Source organism: Sodalis sp. RH15 (assembly GCF_047324255.1).
Classification (GTDB): domain Bacteria; phylum Pseudomonadota; class Gammaproteobacteria; order Enterobacterales; family Enterobacteriaceae; genus Acerihabitans; species Acerihabitans ligni.
Map to the genome: position 1 here is coordinate 3,558,809 of NZ_CP178738.1, position 18,488 is coordinate 3,577,296.

At 51.7% G+C, this 18,488-nt stretch carries 17 protein-coding genes; 8 read left to right on the forward strand and 9 right to left on the reverse strand.

What is annotated here, in order from left to right; translation table 11 throughout:
* The first annotated feature begins 12 nt into the window (after window positions 1–12).
* Window positions 13–1,947: a protein kinase YeaG gene (gene yeaG, locus ACL2XO_RS16235; protein WP_132921358.1), complete on the forward strand. Its 1,935-nt coding sequence runs from the start codon at window positions 13–15 to the stop codon at window positions 1,945–1,947.
* 36 nt (window positions 1,948–1,983) lie between these two features.
* On the forward strand, window positions 1,984–3,258 hold the full coding sequence (locus tag ACL2XO_RS16240) for a YeaH/YhbH family protein (RefSeq protein ID WP_132921357.1): 1,275 nt from the start codon (window positions 1,984–1,986) through the stop codon (window positions 3,256–3,258).
* Window positions 3,259–3,402: 144 nt separating this feature from the next.
* Here ACL2XO_RS16240 and ACL2XO_RS16245 read toward each other — a convergent pair whose 3' ends face one another.
* Window positions 3,403–4,791 (reverse strand): diguanylate cyclase, encoded by a 1,389-nt coding sequence (locus ACL2XO_RS16245; RefSeq protein ID WP_413724589.1) that lies wholly within the window; start codon window positions 4,789–4,791, stop codon window positions 3,403–3,405.
* Window positions 4,792–5,268: 477 nt separating this feature from the next.
* Between ACL2XO_RS16245 and ACL2XO_RS16250 the strand changes: the two genes are divergently transcribed.
* Window positions 5,269–6,996, forward strand: coding sequence for a potassium/proton antiporter (locus tag ACL2XO_RS16250; protein ID WP_203521247.1), 1,728 nt, complete (start codon window positions 5,269–5,271; stop codon window positions 6,994–6,996).
* A 2-nt stretch (window positions 6,997–6,998) separates the two neighbouring features.
* On the opposite strand, the gene ACL2XO_RS16255 is transcribed toward ACL2XO_RS16250, so the two are convergent.
* Window positions 6,999–7,433, reverse strand: a complete 435-nt coding sequence (locus tag ACL2XO_RS16255; RefSeq protein WP_132921354.1) for a MarR family winged helix-turn-helix transcriptional regulator — start codon at window positions 7,431–7,433, stop codon at window positions 6,999–7,001.
* 109 nt (window positions 7,434–7,542) lie between these two features.
* The gene (locus ACL2XO_RS16260; RefSeq protein ID WP_413741044.1) at window positions 7,543–8,829 is read right to left on the reverse strand and encodes a D-amino acid dehydrogenase; all 1,287 of its coding nucleotides are present in this window, start codon (window positions 8,827–8,829) and stop codon (window positions 7,543–7,545) included.
* A 313-nt stretch (window positions 8,830–9,142) separates the two neighbouring features.
* Here ACL2XO_RS16260 and ACL2XO_RS16265 point away from each other — a divergent pair, with 313 nt between their 5' ends.
* Window positions 9,143–10,678: a SpoVR family protein gene (locus ACL2XO_RS16265; RefSeq protein WP_413724591.1), complete on the forward strand. Its 1,536-nt coding sequence runs from the start codon at window positions 9,143–9,145 to the stop codon at window positions 10,676–10,678.
* Between the two features lie 72 nt (window positions 10,679–10,750).
* Here ACL2XO_RS16265 and fadR read toward each other — a convergent pair whose 3' ends face one another.
* Window positions 10,751–11,470: a fatty acid metabolism transcriptional regulator FadR gene (fadR, locus tag ACL2XO_RS16270; protein WP_132921351.1), complete on the reverse strand. Its 720-nt coding sequence runs from the start codon at window positions 11,468–11,470 to the stop codon at window positions 10,751–10,753.
* Between the two features lie 372 nt (window positions 11,471–11,842).
* Between fadR and dsbB the strand changes: the two genes are divergently transcribed.
* Window positions 11,843–12,373 carry a disulfide bond formation protein DsbB gene (dsbB, locus tag ACL2XO_RS16275; RefSeq protein ID WP_413741045.1) on the forward strand — a complete coding sequence of 177 codons (531 nt, stop codon included), beginning with the start codon at window positions 11,843–11,845 and terminating at the stop codon, window positions 12,371–12,373.
* A gap of 205 nt (window positions 12,374–12,578) precedes the next feature.
* Complete coding sequence (locus ACL2XO_RS16280; protein WP_413741046.1) at window positions 12,579–13,670, forward strand: acyltransferase family protein; 1,092 nt, start codon at window positions 12,579–12,581, stop codon at window positions 13,668–13,670.
* A 13-nt stretch (window positions 13,671–13,683) separates the two neighbouring features.
* Here ACL2XO_RS16280 and ACL2XO_RS16285 read toward each other — a convergent pair whose 3' ends face one another.
* Window positions 13,684–14,103 (reverse strand): hypothetical protein, encoded by a 420-nt coding sequence (locus ACL2XO_RS16285; RefSeq protein WP_413741047.1) that lies wholly within the window; start codon window positions 14,101–14,103, stop codon window positions 13,684–13,686.
* 682 nt (window positions 14,104–14,785) lie between these two features.
* On the opposite strand from ACL2XO_RS16285, the gene ACL2XO_RS16290 reads away from it, so the two are divergent.
* Entirely contained in the window at window positions 14,786–15,121 is a 336-nt protein-coding gene (locus tag ACL2XO_RS16290; RefSeq protein ID WP_413741048.1) for a hypothetical protein, read from the forward strand.
* Complete coding sequence (locus ACL2XO_RS16295; RefSeq protein WP_413741049.1) at window positions 15,118–15,477, forward strand: hypothetical protein; 360 nt, start codon at window positions 15,118–15,120, stop codon at window positions 15,475–15,477. Before ACL2XO_RS16290 ends, ACL2XO_RS16295 begins: the two co-directional genes overlap by 4 nt.
* A gap of 71 nt (window positions 15,478–15,548) precedes the next feature.
* On the opposite strand, the gene ACL2XO_RS16300 is transcribed toward ACL2XO_RS16295, so the two are convergent.
* The 4 genes from ACL2XO_RS16300 to ACL2XO_RS16315 form a co-directional block, all read right to left on the reverse strand.
* Window positions 15,549–15,995, reverse strand: coding sequence for a YcgN family cysteine cluster protein (locus ACL2XO_RS16300; protein WP_413726948.1), 447 nt, complete (start codon window positions 15,993–15,995; stop codon window positions 15,549–15,551).
* A 108-nt stretch (window positions 15,996–16,103) separates the two neighbouring features.
* Window positions 16,104–16,553: a YcgN family cysteine cluster protein gene (locus tag ACL2XO_RS16305; protein ID WP_413741050.1), complete on the reverse strand. Its 450-nt coding sequence runs from the start codon at window positions 16,551–16,553 to the stop codon at window positions 16,104–16,106.
* Between the two features lie 88 nt (window positions 16,554–16,641).
* Window positions 16,642–17,298 carry a fumarylacetoacetate hydrolase family protein gene (locus ACL2XO_RS16310; protein WP_132921345.1) on the reverse strand — a complete coding sequence of 219 codons (657 nt, stop codon included), beginning with the start codon at window positions 17,296–17,298 and terminating at the stop codon, window positions 16,642–16,644.
* Between the two features lie 93 nt (window positions 17,299–17,391).
* Complete coding sequence (locus tag ACL2XO_RS16315) at window positions 17,392–18,462, reverse strand: lytic transglycosylase domain-containing protein (RefSeq protein WP_413724598.1); 1,071 nt, start codon at window positions 18,460–18,462, stop codon at window positions 17,392–17,394.
* Window positions 18,463–18,488 lie beyond the last annotated feature (26 nt).

Genomic DNA, 18,488 nt, shown 5'->3' on the forward strand with positions numbered 1-18,488 from the left:
ACGGGCATCGCCATGAACATATTTGACCAGTATCGTCAGCGCTACGAAGCTGCCAAGGACGAAGAGTTCACCTTGCAGGAATTCCTGGCTATCTGCCGCCAGGATCGCAGCGCGTTCGCCAATGCGGCTGAGAGGCTTTTAATGGCAATCGGTGAGCCAGTTATGGTTGACACCGCTCAGGAACCGCCTCTCTCCCGGCTATTTTCCAACCGCGTTATCGCACGCTACCCTGCCTTCGAAGAATTTTACGGCATGGAGGAAGCCATTGAGCAAATTGTCTCGTATCTGAAACATGCCGCTCAAGGGCTGGAAGAAAAGAAACAGATTCTGTACCTCCTCGGCCCGGTGGGGGGCGGTAAATCCTCCCTGGCGGAACGCTTGAAGTCATTGATGCAGCGTGTGCCTATTTATATACTGAGCGCCAACGGCGAACGCAGCCCGGTGAACGATCATCCGCTCTGCCTGTTCAACCCGCTGGAAGACGCCAATATCCTGGAAAAGGATTATGGCATCCCCCACCGTTATCTCGGCACCATCATGTCGCCTTGGGCGGCCAAGCGCCTGCACGACTTCGGCGGCGATATCACCCGCTTCAGGGTAGTAAAGGTATGGCCGTCTATCCTTGAGCAGATCGCCATCGCCAAAACCGAACCCGGCGATGAAAATAATCAGGACATTTCCGCTCTGGTGGGCAAGGTGGATATCCGCAAACTGGAAGACCATGCCCAGAACGATCCCGACGCCTACGGTTATTCCGGCGCACTGTGCCGGGCCAACCAGGGCATCATGGAATTCGTGGAAATGTTCAAGGCCCCCATCAAGGTGCTGCATCCGTTGCTGACCGCCACCCAGGAAGGCAACTATAACGGCACCGAGGGCATTGCCGCCCTGCCGTTCAACGGTATCATCCTGGCGCATTCCAATGAATCGGAATGGGTACAGTTCCGCAATAATAAGAACAATGAGGCCTTCCTCGACCGTGTTTATATCGTCAAGGTGCCTTATTGCCTGCGGGTATCGCAGGAAATCAAGATTTATGAAAAACTTATCAGCAACAGTGAACTGGCGGAATCACCCTGCGCGCCCGGCACGCTTGAGACATTAGCGCGTTTTTCGATTCTGTCGCGCTTGAAGGAACCGGAAAACTCCAGCATTTATTCCAAAATGCGGATATATGACGGCGAAAGCCTGAAAGATACCGACCCGAAAGCAAAATCCTACCAGGAATACCGCGACTACGCGGGTGTGGATGAAGGCATGAACGGATTATCAACGCGTTTCGCCTTTAAAATCCTCTCCAGGGTATTCAATTTTGATCACGGCGAAGTTGCCGCTAACCCGGTACACTTATTCTATATTCTTGAACAGCAAATTGAGCGTGAACAGTTCCCCCAAGATATTGCTGAAAAATATCTCGAACATTTGAAAGGGTACCTTATCCCCAAATATGCCGAATTCATCGGCAAGGAGATACAAACCGCTTATCTGGAATCTTATTCCGAGTACGGACAGAATATATTTGATCGCTACGTTTCTTATGCGGACTTCTGGATTCAGGATCAAGAATACCGCGATCCCGATACTGGCCAATTATTCGATAGGGAAGCATTGAATGCCGAACTGGAAAAAATTGAAAAGCCCGCCGGGATTAGCAATCCTAAAGATTTCCGTAATGAAATCGTTAACTTTGTCCTTCGCGCCCGCGCCAACAATAGCGGACGGAATCCGAATTGGACCAGTTATGAAAAGCTCCGTACCGTGATTGAGAAAAAAATGTTCTCAAACACCGAAGAGTTGTTGCCTGTTATTTCATTTAATGCGAAAACATCTACAGATGAGCAGAAAAAACACGACGACTTTGTGGATCGCATGATGGAGAAAGGCTACACCCGCAAACAGGTGCGCCTGTTGTGCGAATGGTATCTGCGGGTAAGGAAATCGTCTTAAACGCGGCGCTAAGACGCTGTCGTCCGGAGGAGATATATGGCCTACTTTATTGACCGACGACTTAACGGCAAAAACAAAAGCATGGTTAACCGCCAACGCTTTTTGCGCCGCTATAAGTCACAAATCAAACAGTCGATTGCCGGGGCCATCAACAAGCGTTCGGTTACCGATGTAGAGAGCGGGGAATCGGTATCGATTCCCAACACTGACATCAATGAGCCTTTTTTCCATCAGGGACGAGGGGGCATGCGTCACCGCGTGCATCCCGGCAATGATCACTTTGTCCAGAATGACCGTATAGAGCGCCCGCCGGGAGGCGGGGGTGGCGGCAGCGGACAGGGGAACGCCAGCCAGGACGGCGAGGGGCAGGATGAATTCGTCTTTCAGATCTCGAAAGACGAATACCTTGACCTGCTGTTCGAAGATTTGGCGTTGCCCAATCTGCAGAAAAACCAGCACAAGCAGCTTAATGAGTTCAAAACCCACCGCTCCGGCTATACCTCTACCGGGGTTCCGGCCAATATCAGCGTGGTGAGGTCGCTGCAAAACTCCCTGGTCCGGCGTACCGCCATGACAGCGGGTAAACGGCGCGCCATCCGGGCCCTGGAAGAAGAGCTGGCGCTGCTGGCCAACAGCGAACCTGTGCAGCTGTTGGAAGAGGAGCGTATCCATAAGGAAATTGCGGAACTCAGGCAAAAAATCGCCAGGGTGCCTTTCATTGATACGTTTGATTTGCGCTATAAAAATTTTGAACGCCGGGCCGAGCCTTCCAGTCAGGCGGTGATGTTCTGTTTGATGGACGTTTCGGGTTCCATGGACCAGGCCACCAAGGACATGGCCAAACGCTTTTATATTCTGCTGTATCTGTTTCTCAGCCGGACCTATAAAAACGTGGATGTGGTCTATATTCGCCACCACACCCAAGCCAAGGAAGTGGATGAACATGAATTCTTTTATTCCCAGGAAACCGGCGGCACCATCGTTTCCAGCGCGTTGAAATTAATGGAGGAGGTGGTTAAAGATCGTTACAACCCGGCACAATGGAATATTTATGCCGCACAGGCGTCTGACGGCGATAACTGGGCGGATGACTCCCCGTTGTGTCATGAACTGCTGGCTAACAGGCTGTTGCCAATGGTGCGTTATTATAGCTATATCGAAATAACCCGGCGGGCGCATCAAACCTTGTGGCGCGAATATGAAGACCTGCAAGCCAAGTACAGTAACTTTGCCATGCAGCATATTCGCGATCAGGAAGATATTTATCCGGTGTTCCGTGAATTGTTTCACAAACAGGTAAACGAAAGATAACCGCACATTCATAAATCAGCCAGACAGCAGGCGGTTTCTGGCTGATTTCGGATACGGCGTCCCTTCCCCCGTCAAGCTCCATGGCCGGCTGCCATCGGCCCCTCCCACTTTGTTTCCTGGCGCACCTCTCGAATGGAAATAATGTCATCCTTTAGGATGATAAGTTTCCGCACGGTTGCGGCCGTTTTGCTTGGCCTCATACAGTGCGCTGTCGGCTCTGCGGATCAGGCGTTCATAATCCGGATGCCCGTCGAACACGCACAGGCCCACGCTGACCGTCAGGTCGATTTTTTCGCCGGCGGTGGGATACGTCGGCCGACCGGCGATTTTTGCGCGAATCGAATCGATGATCAGATTGGCCTGGTTTTCAGTTATCTCCACAAAAACCAGCATAAATTCCTCCCCGCCGTAGCGAAAGACATAATCGCTGCTGCGTACGCTTTCATAGAGGATCGCGGCGATATTTTTCAATGCCGCATCGCCGGCATCATGCCCGTATTTATCGTTTATTTTCTTGAAATAATCTATATCCAGCATGGCCACGACAAAGGACGTATTGGTACGTATGGCCAAGGCTATTTCCCGCCGAAGGATAGTGGGGATAAAACGCCGGTTCAGCAGGTTCGTGAGGGGATCTTTGCCATTTTCGAATTTCGCCAGCTCTTCAAATAACGAGGACAGGAGAGATGTCAATTTCATGATCCGATTACGCACGGTTCGTAACAACACATAGCGTTGTTCCGCTATGGCAATCATGTCGGGGGTAAAGGTCTTGATAAATTCATCCGTACTGCCCAATAGCGCGGTAATTTCCGATACTTCATCCACCTGGGCAAAAACATGCCTGCCTTTATGCTGGAACCATAATCCGAATTCCGATTCCTTCAGTTCCTGAATTTCGACGGCGGGGGAGCCGGTGGCGACATTATAGATAAAGCGGTTTTCCCAATTCAGCAATGCGGCGAGTTGCCGTTCGCGCTCAACGTTAACGTTATCCAAGATCGAAAATAACCGATAATTTTCCTGATCCTTGGTGGTGCTTTCATGGGTTCGGGAATAGGCGGTAGTCATGACTTCGATGGCGGTATCCATGGCAAGGGAGCAAAAACGCATGGCGTCATAACATAATGCCGGATCCATCTTTTCCCGCCGCAGCCGGCTGTAAAGGCTTTGTTTGACCCTGCGGGCGCCGCGGGCCACCAAATCAATAGGAATACCGATGCGGGCGTGGATATTCCCCACTTTACGCTGTTGGGCAATCAGTTCCGCCAGGTCGGCGGTGGAACTGTTTAAAACCTGTCTAATCCAATTCAATAGCGTGGCATGCAAACGATCTTTCACCAGTTGGTTGGAAAGAAACAATCGAGCGTCGTCGTCATCCAGCATGTACGCATAAAAATCATCCACCAGCAGACTAATATCGTCGTCGGAAAGCGACTTTAATAACGAGTGGGCGGCAGCACCGGTGATGTCAATCAAGTCATGCCACTCGCTCATAATCAGCGCATCGTAATATTGCCCGTTTATTTTCATTGGCAGTCAATTTTAAGACTAATAATTTTCGTTGTTCTATAATAGCATAATTGAAGAACGGCTGAAGCCATCAATGATGAGGACCGCCCGCACTTTCGACGGTTTACCACGACAAAAACATAATTTACAGCACAACAGGTTATGATTTTCAGGGGTTATGCGGCCGGAAATACGCTAAATGGCCAAAAGCAGCCCTTTCATCCTCAACGACTTTTGTGATAACGTTAAAAAGAGCCGGTTTTCAAGCCGGCATTGAAAGCGGCTTGACGCAGGTTTACTCCCTCCACAACTATGGCACGTCGACGCGGGAAAGCAGATTCAACGGGAAAAAGGGCAATATCCCTCTCATTTTGCCACTGATGGCTAAAAACAGGGTTTCGTGTCAGTGTTGGCGGATCTGCCTGCTATTCTCTTCACAAGAAGAGGGTTCGATAATTATTATAAAGACTGACTATTATAAAAAAAGGAGAGCGACGATTGGATAGCGGCACCATAATCAATTTATTTATTATCGGCTCTCTGCTGGTGGGCGGCAGTATATTGCTGAGTTCGTTCTCCTCGCGTCTGGGTATACCCATCTTGGTCATATTTCTCGCCATTGGCATGCTGGCGGGGGTGGACGGCATCGGCGGCATCGGCTTCGACAATTACCCGGTGGCCTATTTGATCAGTAACCTGGCGCTGGCGGTGATTTTATTGGACGGCGGCATGCGCACACGCGCCACGTCTTTTCGCGTGGCTCTGTGGCCCGCCCTGTCGTTGGCCACGGTGGGGGTCATCATCACCGCCGGCTTGACCGGCATGGTCGCCGCCTGGCTGTTCAAGCTCAATCTTATCGAAGGGCTATTGATAGGGGCCATCGTCGGTTCGACGGATGCGGCGGCGGTGTTTTCGCTGCTGGGCAATAAAGGCCTCAATGAACGCGTCAGCTCAACCCTTGAGATTGAATCCGGCAGCAATGACCCGATGGCGGTCTTTCTTACCATTACCCTGATTGCGATGATTCAGCAGGGGCAGACTCATCTGAGCTGGATGTTCGTACTGCACCTCATCCAGCAATTTGGACTGGGAGTATTGTTCGGTCTCGGCGGCGGCTGGCTGCTGCTGCAAACCATCAACCGCATTTCCCTGGCGGGAGGGCTTTATCCCCTGCTGGCGGTGAGCGGCGGCATCATGATCTTTGCCCTCACCACCGCCCTGGAGGGCAGCGGCATCCTGGCCGTCTATCTGTGCGGTTTTTTGTTGGGAAACCGGCCGATACGCAGCCGTCACGGTATTTTGCAAACCTTTGACGGCATGGCTTGGCTCAGCCAGATATGCATGTTCCTCGTGCTGGGACTGCTGGTGACCCCAAGTGATTTATGGGTTATCGCCATTCCGGCGTTACTGCTGTCGCTGTGGCTGATGCTGGTGGCCCGGCCGCTATCCATCCTGGTGGGTCTGTTGCCGTTTCGTAATTTCACGACCCGGGAACGGGTCTTTTTGTCCTGGGTCGGCCTGCGTGGCGCGGTTCCCATCATCCTGGCGGTCTTCCCCATGATGGCGGGCCTGGACAACGCCAAACTGTTCTTTAACGTCGCGTTCTTTATCGTGTTGATTTCGCTGCTGCTGCAGGGTACGTCCTTGGGCTATGCCGCCAAACTGGCCAAGGTAGTGGTGCCCCCCACCGCCTCCCCCATCAATCGCGTCGGGATGGATATCCATCCCGAAAACCCCTGGGAGCAGTTTATTTATAAGTTAGGCAGTGAAAACTGGTGCGTCGGCGCGGCATTGCGGGATATGAAAATGCCGAAAAACACCCGTATCGCAGCGCTTTTTCGCGATAATGTGCTGCTGCATCCCACCGGCAATACCCGTCTTAAAGAAGGAGATGTGCTGTGTGTCATCGGCCGCGAACGTGATTTGCCCGCGCTGGGCCGGCTGTTCAGCCAGTCGCCGCCGGTGGCGCTGGATCAGCGGTTTTTTGGGGATTTCATTCTGGAAGCCGATGCAAAACTCACCGATGTGGCGGCCATATACGGCTTGGACTTTGATGAAAAATATGAACAGGATCTCACCCTCGGCGAGTTTGTTCTGGGCCTGCTTGGCGGCGGCGAACCGGTAGTGGGGGATAATGCCGTTTCTGAAGGGCTGGTGTGGACCATCGCGGAGAAAGAGGACCAGCGGGTCAATAAAATCGGTATCAAGATAATCGAGGAACAATAATCTCAGGAAAGGGATTCCGTTGCGGCGTAGACTTCAGCCAGCACGCGCATCGCCACCTGCAAATCCGACTCCGCCACCTTGTCCAGGATCTCTTCCCCCAGCGCATCCGCTTCGCTGCGGACCTTTTCATATAACGCCTTGCCGTCCGCCGTCACCACCAGTAATTTTTTTCGCCGGTCGGCGAGCGTAGGCACGCGCTGTACCAGGCCGGTTTTCACCAGCCGGTCCACCATGGTAACAATAGTAGCCCCCTCCACGCCAAGAAATTGCGCCAGTTCGCTTTGAGACAAGGGCGTTTGCGCGCCGGCGATGGCGGCCACCGCCACCCAGCTCGCCTGGCTTAAGCCGAGATATTTCAGGCGGCGATCAATGGCCATCCGCAGCGCACGGGAGGTAAGATGTAATAACCTTGAGAAATTTTTGTATTCAGTATTCATCAGCAGAAAATAAATTTAGTCATAATATGACAAAAATTAACACATTTTCACCGGCATGACCATTGGCCAGTGGGTACATACCATACAGAGCCCCCCGGTCCGCAACGACTCAAGCCATGGTAGGCTCGACGCCGGGCCGGAAACCTTCGATGTAACGCGCGACGGAGAGATCGTCGTAGGGAATATCGGGCGTCCGGCCGCTGATGATATCCGCCAGCAAACGCCCCGAACCGCAGGCCATGGTCCAGCCGAGAGTGCCGTGGCCGGTGTTCAGGTAAAGATTAGCGAACGGGGTTTTGCCGACAATCGGCGTTCCGTCGGGGGTCATCGGCCGCAATCCGGTCCAAAAGGTCGCCTGCTGTATATGTCCGCCGCCGGGGAACAAATCCCGCACCACCATTTCCAGCGTATCCCGCCGCGCCTTGGCCAACTCGGTGTTGAACCCGACTATCTCAGCCATGCCTCCCACCCGGATCCGCTTATCGAAACGGGTAATGGCGATTTTATAGCTCTCATCCAAGACCGTAGACACCGGAGCGGCCCGTTCATCCGCCAGGGGAATGGTCAGGGAATAGCCTTTCAGGGGATAAACGGGAATAGACAGGATATGGCGCAGCATGGCGGTGGAGTATGAACCCAGCGCCATGACATAGGCATCCCCCTGCATTACCTCGCCGCCGCACTTGACGCCGGTTATCCTGCCGCCGGAGCTAAGCAGGCCGGTAATATCGCAGCCGTAGCGGAATTCCACACCCAGCTCCGCCGCCATTTTTGCCAGGCGCTGCGTGAACAACTGACAATCGCCGGTTTCATCATTGGGCAGCCGCAGGCCGCCGGTCAGCTTGTGCGCTACGCCGGCCAAGGCGGGTTCAACGGCGGCCAACTGCCGGGATTCCAACAATTCGAACGGTACCCCTTCGTCGCGCAGCACCGCGATATCCTTGGCAGCGCTGGCAAATTGCTGTTCGGTACGAAAAATTTGCAGCGTTCCGCCCTGGCGGCCTTCGTATTGGATGCCGGTGTCGGTGCGCAGGGCTTTCAGGCAATCGCGGCTGTATTCCGCCAAGCGCACCATCCGGCTTTTATTAATATAATAATGGCGGCTATCGCAGTTGCGCAGCATTTGCCACATCCAGTGGAGCTGATGATGGGTGCCGTTAAGGCGTATGGCCAGGGGAGCATGGCGCTGGAACATCCATTTTATCGCCTTCAACGGTACACCGGGCGCGGCCCAGGGCGCGGCATAACCGGGAGAAATCTGGCCGGCGTTGCCGGCGCTGGTTTCCAGCGCCGAGCCGGGCTGTCTTTCAAGCACCATAACGTCATGCCCCGCACGGGCAAGATACCAGGCGCTGGCGACGCCGATCACACCGCTTCCTAAAATGATAACCCGCATTGTCAAGTGTCCCTTTTCGAATTCAACAGCAGAAGAGTCGCAATAGAAAGATAAGCCCCGGTCCAGGCCGCGTCCCGCAGGCCGTCAAAACCATGCGCTGGTTCACAATTCATTAGATACTCAGCGGCAATGCCATTTCAAGGACTAAATCGGGATATTCAATACCGTCCGGTTGTGCTCTGAAATGCATACAAACAAATCGCAATTATTTGCATGCTAATACTGTGTCAGGCGCCGCGTAAATTTCATCTTGCACTAGGATTAATAATAAGCCAGCATGATGATGTACTGTCTGTAACGATGAGGTGCGCTGATGACGATTTCCATTGATGAACGTTTAAAGGATTCCACTTGTCTTAGCGATGGACCCGACTGGACATTTGAGCTATTACAGGAGTATTTGGACGAGATTGACCGGGTGGCTAAACTCTATCGGCTGGATACGTATCCCCATCAGATAGAAGTCATTACCTCGGAACAAATGATGGATGCTTACTCCAGTGTCGGTATGCCGATTAATTATACCCATTGGTCATTCGGCAAGAAATTTATCGAAACGGAACAACGTTACAAACAGGGTCAGCAAGGGCTGGCATATGAAATTGTCATTAATTCCAACCCCTGCATCGCCTATTTGATGGAAGAAAATACCATGACCATGCAGGCGCTGGTGATTGCCCATGCCTGTTACGGCCATAATTCCTTCTTTAAAAATAATTATTTGTTCCGCAGCTGGACCGACGCCAGTTCCATTGTGGATTACCTGATTTTCGCCCGTAATTACATCACTAAATGTGAAGAGCGATACGGCGTCGAACAGGTGGAACAGCTGCTGGATTCCTGCCATGCCTTAATGAACCACGGCGTGGATCGTTACAAACGGCCGCAGAAAATTTCCCTGGAGGAAGAGAAATCCCGGCAGGAAAGCCGAGAAGCCTATTTGCAAAGCCAGGTCAACGATCTTTGGCGTACCCTGCCCCGCCGGGATAAAGAGGAGTCTCCCGCCGAAGCCAGCCGCTATCCCCATGAGCCGCAGGAAAACCTGTTGTATTTCATGGAGAAAAACGCCCCCTTGCTGGAACCTTGGCAGCGGGAAATTTTGCGTATCGTCCGTAAAGTCAGCCAATACTTTTATCCGCAAAAACAGACCCAGGTCATGAATGAGGGTTGGGCCACATTCTGGCACTACACCATTCTCAACCATCTCTACGATGAGAAAAAGGTGACCGACCGGTTCATGTTGGAATTCCTTCACAGCCACACCAACGTGGTGTATCAACCGCCGTACAACAGTCCCTATTACAGCGGCATCAACCCGTACGCACTGGGATTTGCCATGTTCCAGGACATCAAGCGTATCTGCCAGTCGCCGACGGAAGAAGATCGCCGCTGGTTCCCGGATATCGCCGGCAGCGACTGGCTGGAAACCCTGCATTTCGCCATGCATAACTTCAAGGATGAAAGTTTTATCAGCCAATTCCTGTCGCCGAAAATCATGCGGGATTTCCGTCTGTTTACCGTGTTGGATGACGATCATAACAATTACCTGGAAATTGCCGCCATCCACAATGAAGACGGCTACCGGGCGGTACGGCAGGAACTCTCTTCCCAGTACAATTTAAGCAATCTCGAACCGGATATTCAGGTCTGGAATGTGGATTTGCGCGGCGACCGCTCGCTGACTCTGCGCTATACGCCGCAAAATCGCGCGCCGTTAGCAAAAAACCGTCGCGAAGTGATGAAGCATATTCATCGGCTGTGGAGTTTTGATGTGTATATGGAACAGCTTAATGAAGACGGAAATGTGGAATTGATTGAGCGTTGTCCCGCGCGCAACTTACCCTTGTGATATTTTATCCCGTACCAAAACCCGGTGAAGGTCGGTCACGGCCTTCACACCCTTCTTCGGAATGATGCCGGCTCAGCGTCCGGCTTCGGCGATATCATGGGGTATGGAGGACTGCATGCTGTTCCAGATGGCCCCGCTCTCATTGCCGTAATGACGCACCAGATCAATAACCTGATCATATAATCCCTCCCGGCACAGGGCGGAAAGACGGGTGTAAAAATTGCGAGCCAGCTCGCGGGCCTGGGGATTGGAAAAATAATAGCGCCCTACCCGCAGGTATAACCCCCTCAGTCCGTTGAAAATCAGGCCGTATATCGGATTGCCGGAGGCAAAAGCCAATTCATGAAAAATGCGGTAATCCATTTCGGTGAAGGCATCGGCCTGATCTTCCAGATTTGCCGCCTGCGCCAGAACCAGCTGCGCTTTATCGGGATAAAACCGTATCGCCATGCGAATGAATATCGAAGCGATATTGGTGCGTACCGACAATAAATTATCAATGAGCTGCGGAACGCTGTCATGATCGAGGCGGGCCAGCGTCTCGAGAATATTCAGGCCCGAGGTTTCCCAGACGTTGTTTACCCGGGTCGGTTTACCATGCTGGATGGTCAGCCAACCGTCCCGGGCCAGCCGTTGCAGCACTTCCCGCAAAGTGGTCCGCGTAACGCCAATCACATCTGAAAGTTCTCGTTCCGCGGGCAGGATGGATCCCGGCGGGAAACGATTATTCCATATGCTTTCAATAAGATACTCTTCCGCGAAACCGGCGGGACTTTGCGCCTTGATAACCATAATAGTATGTTCCGTGCAGCATGCGTAAGTAAGCTAAAACGGGCTAATCATAGCAGATAGCGTCAAGCTGATATAGGGAGATGAAGGGACTTAAGGTAAAACCTTGTCGGTGATGGCAATAACGAGGCATATTTGTCACCTTATGATTAATTTTGATAATGTTTTCTTTAAACATAATACCTGTATCAGCTTCAGATTACGTTAAGAGACCTCGCAAAAATATCACTTAAGATGAATTCTTAATGACAAGAGTTTCAATGAAAACGAAACAAGCTGGAGAACGAATCGTACTTTACTTAAAAAAGAGGCTGGCATCTGTCATTAATTGATTTAAACTGCGTGTTTACAAGCAACTGGCCTGGATAATAATATATGTTGCAATTTCTCAACCGCTGCTCGCGAGGTCGTGGCGCCTGGATATTGATGGTGCTTACTGCCCTGGCGTTGGAGCTGGTGGCGCTTTATTTTCAGCATGTGATGTTATTAAAACCCTGTGTGTTATGCATTTATCAAAGGGTTGCTCTTTTTGGCGTCATGGGGGCGGGGATCATCGGCGCCATAGCGCCGGCCACGCCGTTACGCTACGGTGCATTGATTATCTGGTTGTACAGCGCTTGGGAAGGCTTGAAACTGGCTATGAAGCATACTGATATCCAGTTGAACCCCTCACCGTTCGTCACCTGCGATTTTTTTGTCAGTTTTCCCTCGTGGCTGCCCCTGGACAAATGGCTGCCGTCGATTTTCAGCGCCACGGGCGATTGCGCCGTCCGCCAATGGCATTTCATGTCGCTGGAAATGCCGCAATGGATGATCGTGATCTTCGGCGCCTATTTGCTGGTAGGCATCCTGGTGCTGATTGCTCAATTTTTCCGCCCGAAAAAACGCGACCTGTTCAACCGTTAAAGGTTAAAGGACCCGCAGGGGCCCTTTCTCCCGAGGCCGCGTAAAGCTTTTCCGGGTTATCGAGCCGGCATGCGGCCTGTAATACCCGTAATAAATGAAAAGTGAAATCGCCGTTAAAACCCCGATTTCACTTTGATCCCCCCTCCTCTTCCCGCTACCCTCCGTTTTAAGTTCGCTCAACATCACCGTCGACGGGGAGTTTTGCATGCCTGCCTCTGCCAAAAAAATCCAATGGATTAATTCTCTGAAAGGCGTCTGCATCTTGCTGGTGGTATTAAACCATATCATCACCACCAGCTATATCCCGTCGCTATCGGTGATCAACCAGCACCAGTTCATTACCAAAGTCTGGGTAGGGATTAACCATTATCTGGTACCTCTGCGCATGCCGGCCTTTTTCTTTATTTCCGGTCTGCTGGCCGCGGACGGCGTTCTCGTACGCTCCTGGAATGAGGTATTGACCAAAAAAGCGGTTAACCTGTTTTATCTCTATCTGCTGTGGTGTCTTGTACAGTGGCTGTGCGTGAGTTTAATCAACCGCGACCTGGCCTTTGACGACTGGCGGCTGATGGCGCACAACGCCGCCTATGCAAGTTCCGCGGGCCAATTCATACTGTACGTAGCGGCAGCCATGTCCAGTCCCTGGTATCTGTATGCCTTGGCGCTCTATTTTGTCATCTGCAAACTGTGGCGGAATCACTGGGTCTTACTGCTTGGGCTGGGAGCAGTGCTGAACTACGCCTGCGTTTTGGGCCTGGTTCCCTGGTGGGGTCCGGCAAGCGTGGCGCAAAACGGCATATTCTTCTTTACCGGCTGTTTTCTGGGTTCGCGTATCGTGGCCTTGCTGGCGGACAGGCGATCCCGCCTGACGCTGCTGGCGGCGCTTACCGGATTGGCGCTTTTCCATTGGATGCTGACGATGGATAAGAGCCTGTTTACCAGCGCGCTGGCGGTCTGCGTCGCCATATTATGCTGTCAGTGGGTGAACCGCCATTGGCTGTGGCACAGCGGACCGTTGACGGCCCTTAACTGGATAGGTAAAAATACGCTGCAGATTTATGTACTGCATAAATTGCTCACCGAACTGATGGCCGTGCCGGCGCTGGGAGCGCTGGTGCGCTATCACGCCTTCGATAATAAGCTGTTCTCCCAGCTGTGGCTGGCATTTTACCCATTGGCGGCCACGGCCTTATGCGCGGCGGGAGCAATTGCAATCTGGTGGGCCCTGAATCGCGGCGTCGGCCGCGTCCTGTTCCAGTACCCGTCGCTGGTTCGCACTGAAAAGGCGCTGGTTTGAGAGGTTATTTCAATCATTCATCCCGGGATGATTGATTTGTTTTGCCGGAACCTTCCCCACCATGAAACCGCCCGAACAACCGCGCGGAGATGATCGCCATCAATAACGCTCCGAGGCCGGCCATGCCGGCGTCCGCCGTAACGCGCAGATCGAAATCGCCAACCCGATAGATGAGAAGGTAACCCAGCGCGATGTTGACTGCTCCCCACAATACATTAACCGTTGATGAAGACAGCCCTTGTCCCGGAGGACTGGCAAACGGACTTTGGAAAGACCGCCCCATCATGCCGCTGACAAGGTGTGGAATGGCATTGGAAACAAACATGCCGCCAAAAAAATAGGAAAGATATTGATGCCAGGGCATGAGTAATTCTCCGATGATACGACAATGGATAACGCAACAAGCGGCCAAGTGTATGGCCTGGCTGCCCATCGCGCGGCCGCCTATCCGCCACGACTAAAAGCGGCAAGCACAAGGGTCGAGGTTGTCACTAACCCGCTAAACTTGCAAGTTAAACTTACAAGTTTAGCTGTTCATAAAGACCATCTGTTATTAAAGAATTGCTTGATATTTTCCACTACCAGATCTTAAACATGCTGTGATAGCGCTTTGATCAGATAGCCAATAAATAATCCAATTCTAAAATTCCATTTCAATCCATAATACTTTTAAGTTTACTCACTGCCGATAAGTTTTTAATTTATTCGCTCATTCGGTTTAACCTTTTTTTAGACTCCCTGTGGTTAATTACTTATTGTATTTTATTTTTTTGATCATAATCCTGATATTAATCTTAATTATTATCTCAAGAATAAATAACACAAACGCCATTTAATTTTTATTAATTAATCTAAGGAAAGACTATGAATAATAATTTTACAGGCGGGTCAATAAATCATGGCAACGGCTGGACCACCACGCAAGATCCGAGAGGGGATATCCGGCATTATACCGGCGAACAGCGTAGCCCGGCCCCTACACCCTCCATTTCGCACAATTTCCAAGGCGGCCATAACACTGCTTATACCGGCAGACACTGGAGCGGCGCCAGAGGCACAAACCGCTATGAGATGCAGCAAAGGCGGCGGGAGGCAAAGGATCCCCCGCGCTGGGGGTGTTGGATAAGAACAAAAAAACCCACCAACCCAATCAAGGCGCGGTCGGCAATATGGGTGAGTTCTTTAAACAAAACGGGTTTGGGGAGAACGCTAAGACGCATTCGCAAAAAACAGGTAAAATCTATCAGGGACAGACGGTTTACAAGGCCACAACGAATATCAATGAAAACATCAAGAAAGGAGACCAATTTTATTTGGATGGCAAGCATAAAGACCATATTGAGGTATTCGATAAGAACAATAAAATTCGCACTGTGCTAAACTTGGATGGCAGCGTTAATGTTGAAAAATTAAAAAGAGCACAAAATGAAGGAAGGACATTATCGGAATGAAAAAATATATTTTTTTAAATGAATTAAAGGATAATTATATTCAACTTTTGAATGAGTTTTATTCAAGTGAAGATAAAGATTTATCTATAGATACCAATTTAGATCTTGATCGCGATCTTGAAGAGCAGATTTCCTGTCTTAAAGATGCCGTCGTCCTATTGAAAAAAACAAGAGACGCTGATGATAAAATTGCGACTCAGGCTGCTTTGATTTTTATCAGAATATATGCCATGGGCCTTTCGGGTTTTTTTGAAAATATCAAAGATGACGCTGATTTTTTGAACAACGCACCGCAATGGCCTGCCATACCGGAAAATTATAAGATCCCCGAACATTATCATTTTCCCCATAAATGATTCTAGGCGCCCGGCCTCGGCCGGGACCTACACGTTGCCGGATAAGTATCGGTACGGAGTAATAATGGCGGTTACCTCGCCCATTCCGGTTTATTTAAAATATGATCCTCCCAGTCCTCCACCTCCCTTTCCGGCACCGCGATATACCGCACCGAAATACGCTCGCCGTGCATAGCGGCCTTGGAACCGGTAATCAGCGGATGCCACGGCGGCAGGGGCTTGCCCTCCTCCCGCAATCGATAGGCGCAGGTGGGCGGCAACCAATCGAAGGTCACCAGATTTTCCCGCGTCAGCTTGATGCAATCCGGTTCATATTCAAACCGCGTCTCATAGTGGCGGCACTGGCAGGTTTTGATATTAAGCTGGTTGCAGGCGACATTGGTGAAGTACACCTCTTCGGTATCTTCATCAATAAGCTTATGCAGACAGCAGCGGCCGCAACCGTCGCATAAAGACTCCCATTCCTGATCGGTCATCTCCGCCAGCGTTTTTTCCTGCCAAAAGGGGCGTGTCGTCATCATTACTTCCGGTGAGAGGGCCTAGTGGCTTTATATAAAGCTTTCTGGTAGAGGTTGCAAATTTTTTTGCCGATCCGCTGATCGCCGATGCCAAGATTAATGCACCCGCTATTCTGCCGGCTGCGCCTTAGGCACAACAAATTTTACCTTTTTATTCAAAGAGCTTGCAGGTACCGCAATATGCCGCACGGAAATGCGCTCAGCGTGCATGGCCGCTTTGGAACCGGTAATCAACGGATGCCAGTTCGGCAGGGGTTTGCCCTGCGCCAAGAGCCGATAGGCGCAGGTGGGCGGCAGCCAATCCAGCGTGGTGATATTTTCCCTGGTCAGCTTAATACAACCACCCTTCATGCGCTCCAAACGCTTATCATAATGGCTGCACTGGCAGGTTTTGATATTAAGCAGTTTGCAGGCGACATTGGTGGATTGGAGCGTTTTGGTTTCGCTATCAATGTATTTATACAGACAGCATCGACCGCAACCGTCACACAAAGACTCCCATTCCTTGTCGGTCATTTCATCCAGAGATTTTTCTTGCCAAAAAGGAATGGTGGCCATCGTTACCTCCGGTAAAAACAGGACGACTTTATATCAATAATGATGATACTTTGCCGCCCCGGTATTACAAGAGGCATACACCTGAATGCTAAATTATGCGGGTTGTCAGGGTATGATCGTTGACGGAGACCGTTAAGCTGTCGCCGGGCGATAGTTTTGCCACACCCTGTGGAGTGCCGGTCAAAATAATATCGCCGGGGCGCAGCGTGAAATAGCGGCTCATATAGGCAATCAGCGGCAGGATTTTCGTGATCATATCCCGGGTATTCCCCTGTTGCCGGATTTCATTATTCACTTTCAGCGTCAGATCGGCCTGTTGGGCATCACCGAATTCCGCCACCGGGATAAAACCGGATATCGGGCAGGCGCCGTCAAAGCCCTTGGCTTTTTCCCACGGCTGGCCGGCTTTTTTGAACTTGGCCTGCTGCTCCCGCAGCGTCAGATCCAGCGCCACGCCATAACCGGCGATGGCCCGCGCAACATGATCCTCATCGGACTGTTTCAGAGGCATGCCGATAAGGACGGCAAGCTCCACTTCGTGATGGACTTCACCCTGATCGCCGGGGATGGCAATTGGCTGACGGATATCGCACAGCGCGGTTTCAGGTTTGATAAACAGCACTGGTTCGGTGGGCGTAGCGCTGCCCATTTCCTTTATATGATCGGAATAATTGCTGCCGACGCAAACCACTTTACTGACCGGAAAATCCAATAACGCCCCTTGCCAATCTCTGTGTTGATACATGTCGTGTCGCTCCTGCCTGCCGGCTGAAATTTTTTTTGTTAACGAGTAGTAAACATCATCCTACATCGGCCGCAAAAAAGGAACAATGGGATGTCACTGCGCCAGCGCATCCGCCAGGGTACCGATGCTGATGGCAAAGTAATAGGAACGGTTCCAGCGCATTAGGGTACGGAAATTATCGTAAACGAGATAGCCGCGGTTAGGGGTATCGTCCGGGATAATCACCCAGGCCCGCTGTGGGGAAGCCTGTAGCGGGCCGCCATCGGGCAAGGAGATGCCCTGGCGGCTCCAGTCGCTTACCGTTTGCCCCTGCGGATCCTTCAGGCCGGCTTTATCGGCGGGAAATCCCGCCGGCAGCCGAACCGCCCTGCCCCAGCCCTGATCGCCGTTCCAGCCTTCAGTGGCCAGATAATTGGCGGTGGAGGCAAAGACATCCGCGACGTTATTCCAGATATCAATCTTACCGTCATTATCGCCGTCGGCGCCATAACGCAGATAGGAACTGGGCATAAACTGGCTTTGTCCCATCGCGCCGGCCCAGGAGCCCTTTAGTTGGTCAAGGGTAATATTATTTTGTCCGAGAATGCGCAGCGCCGCGAACAGTTCGTTTTTGAAAAAGGCCTCGCGTCGCCCTTCAAATGCCAGGGTCGACAAGGCTGAGATCACATCTTCGTGTCCTTGAATTTTGCCAAAGCCGCTTTCCATACCCCACAGAGCCACGATATAACGGGCCGGTACGCCATAACGGGCGCTGACGGGGGCGAGCTGAGGCTGATAGAGACGATACATCTCCTGCGCGCGGGCAATTTTCCAGGCCGGCAATGTCCGCTGCAAATAGTCGTCCAGCGATACTTTTTGTTCCGGTTGGTTGCGATCGGCGCTTATCACCCGGTCGACAAAATGCGCTTGGGCAAATGCCTGCTGAGCGATGCCGGCGTCGATGCCCTTGGCCAAGGCCTCGGTTTTCAACTGATCCAGATAGGCCGGGAACAGGGCCGGATCGCGCCCTTGCTGCGACAGCGGGGCCTTACTGCCTCCGGCGGCGGAGGGGGCTAGGGAAGCCGCGGCGCTTGGTACCGCGCCTTGCTGCACACTATTTTCATGCCGACTGCACCGCGTCAGAAATATAACGGCCGCCAAAATAGCAATGGTGGATAATTTCACGTAGCGGTTCCTTACCGAATTGGACA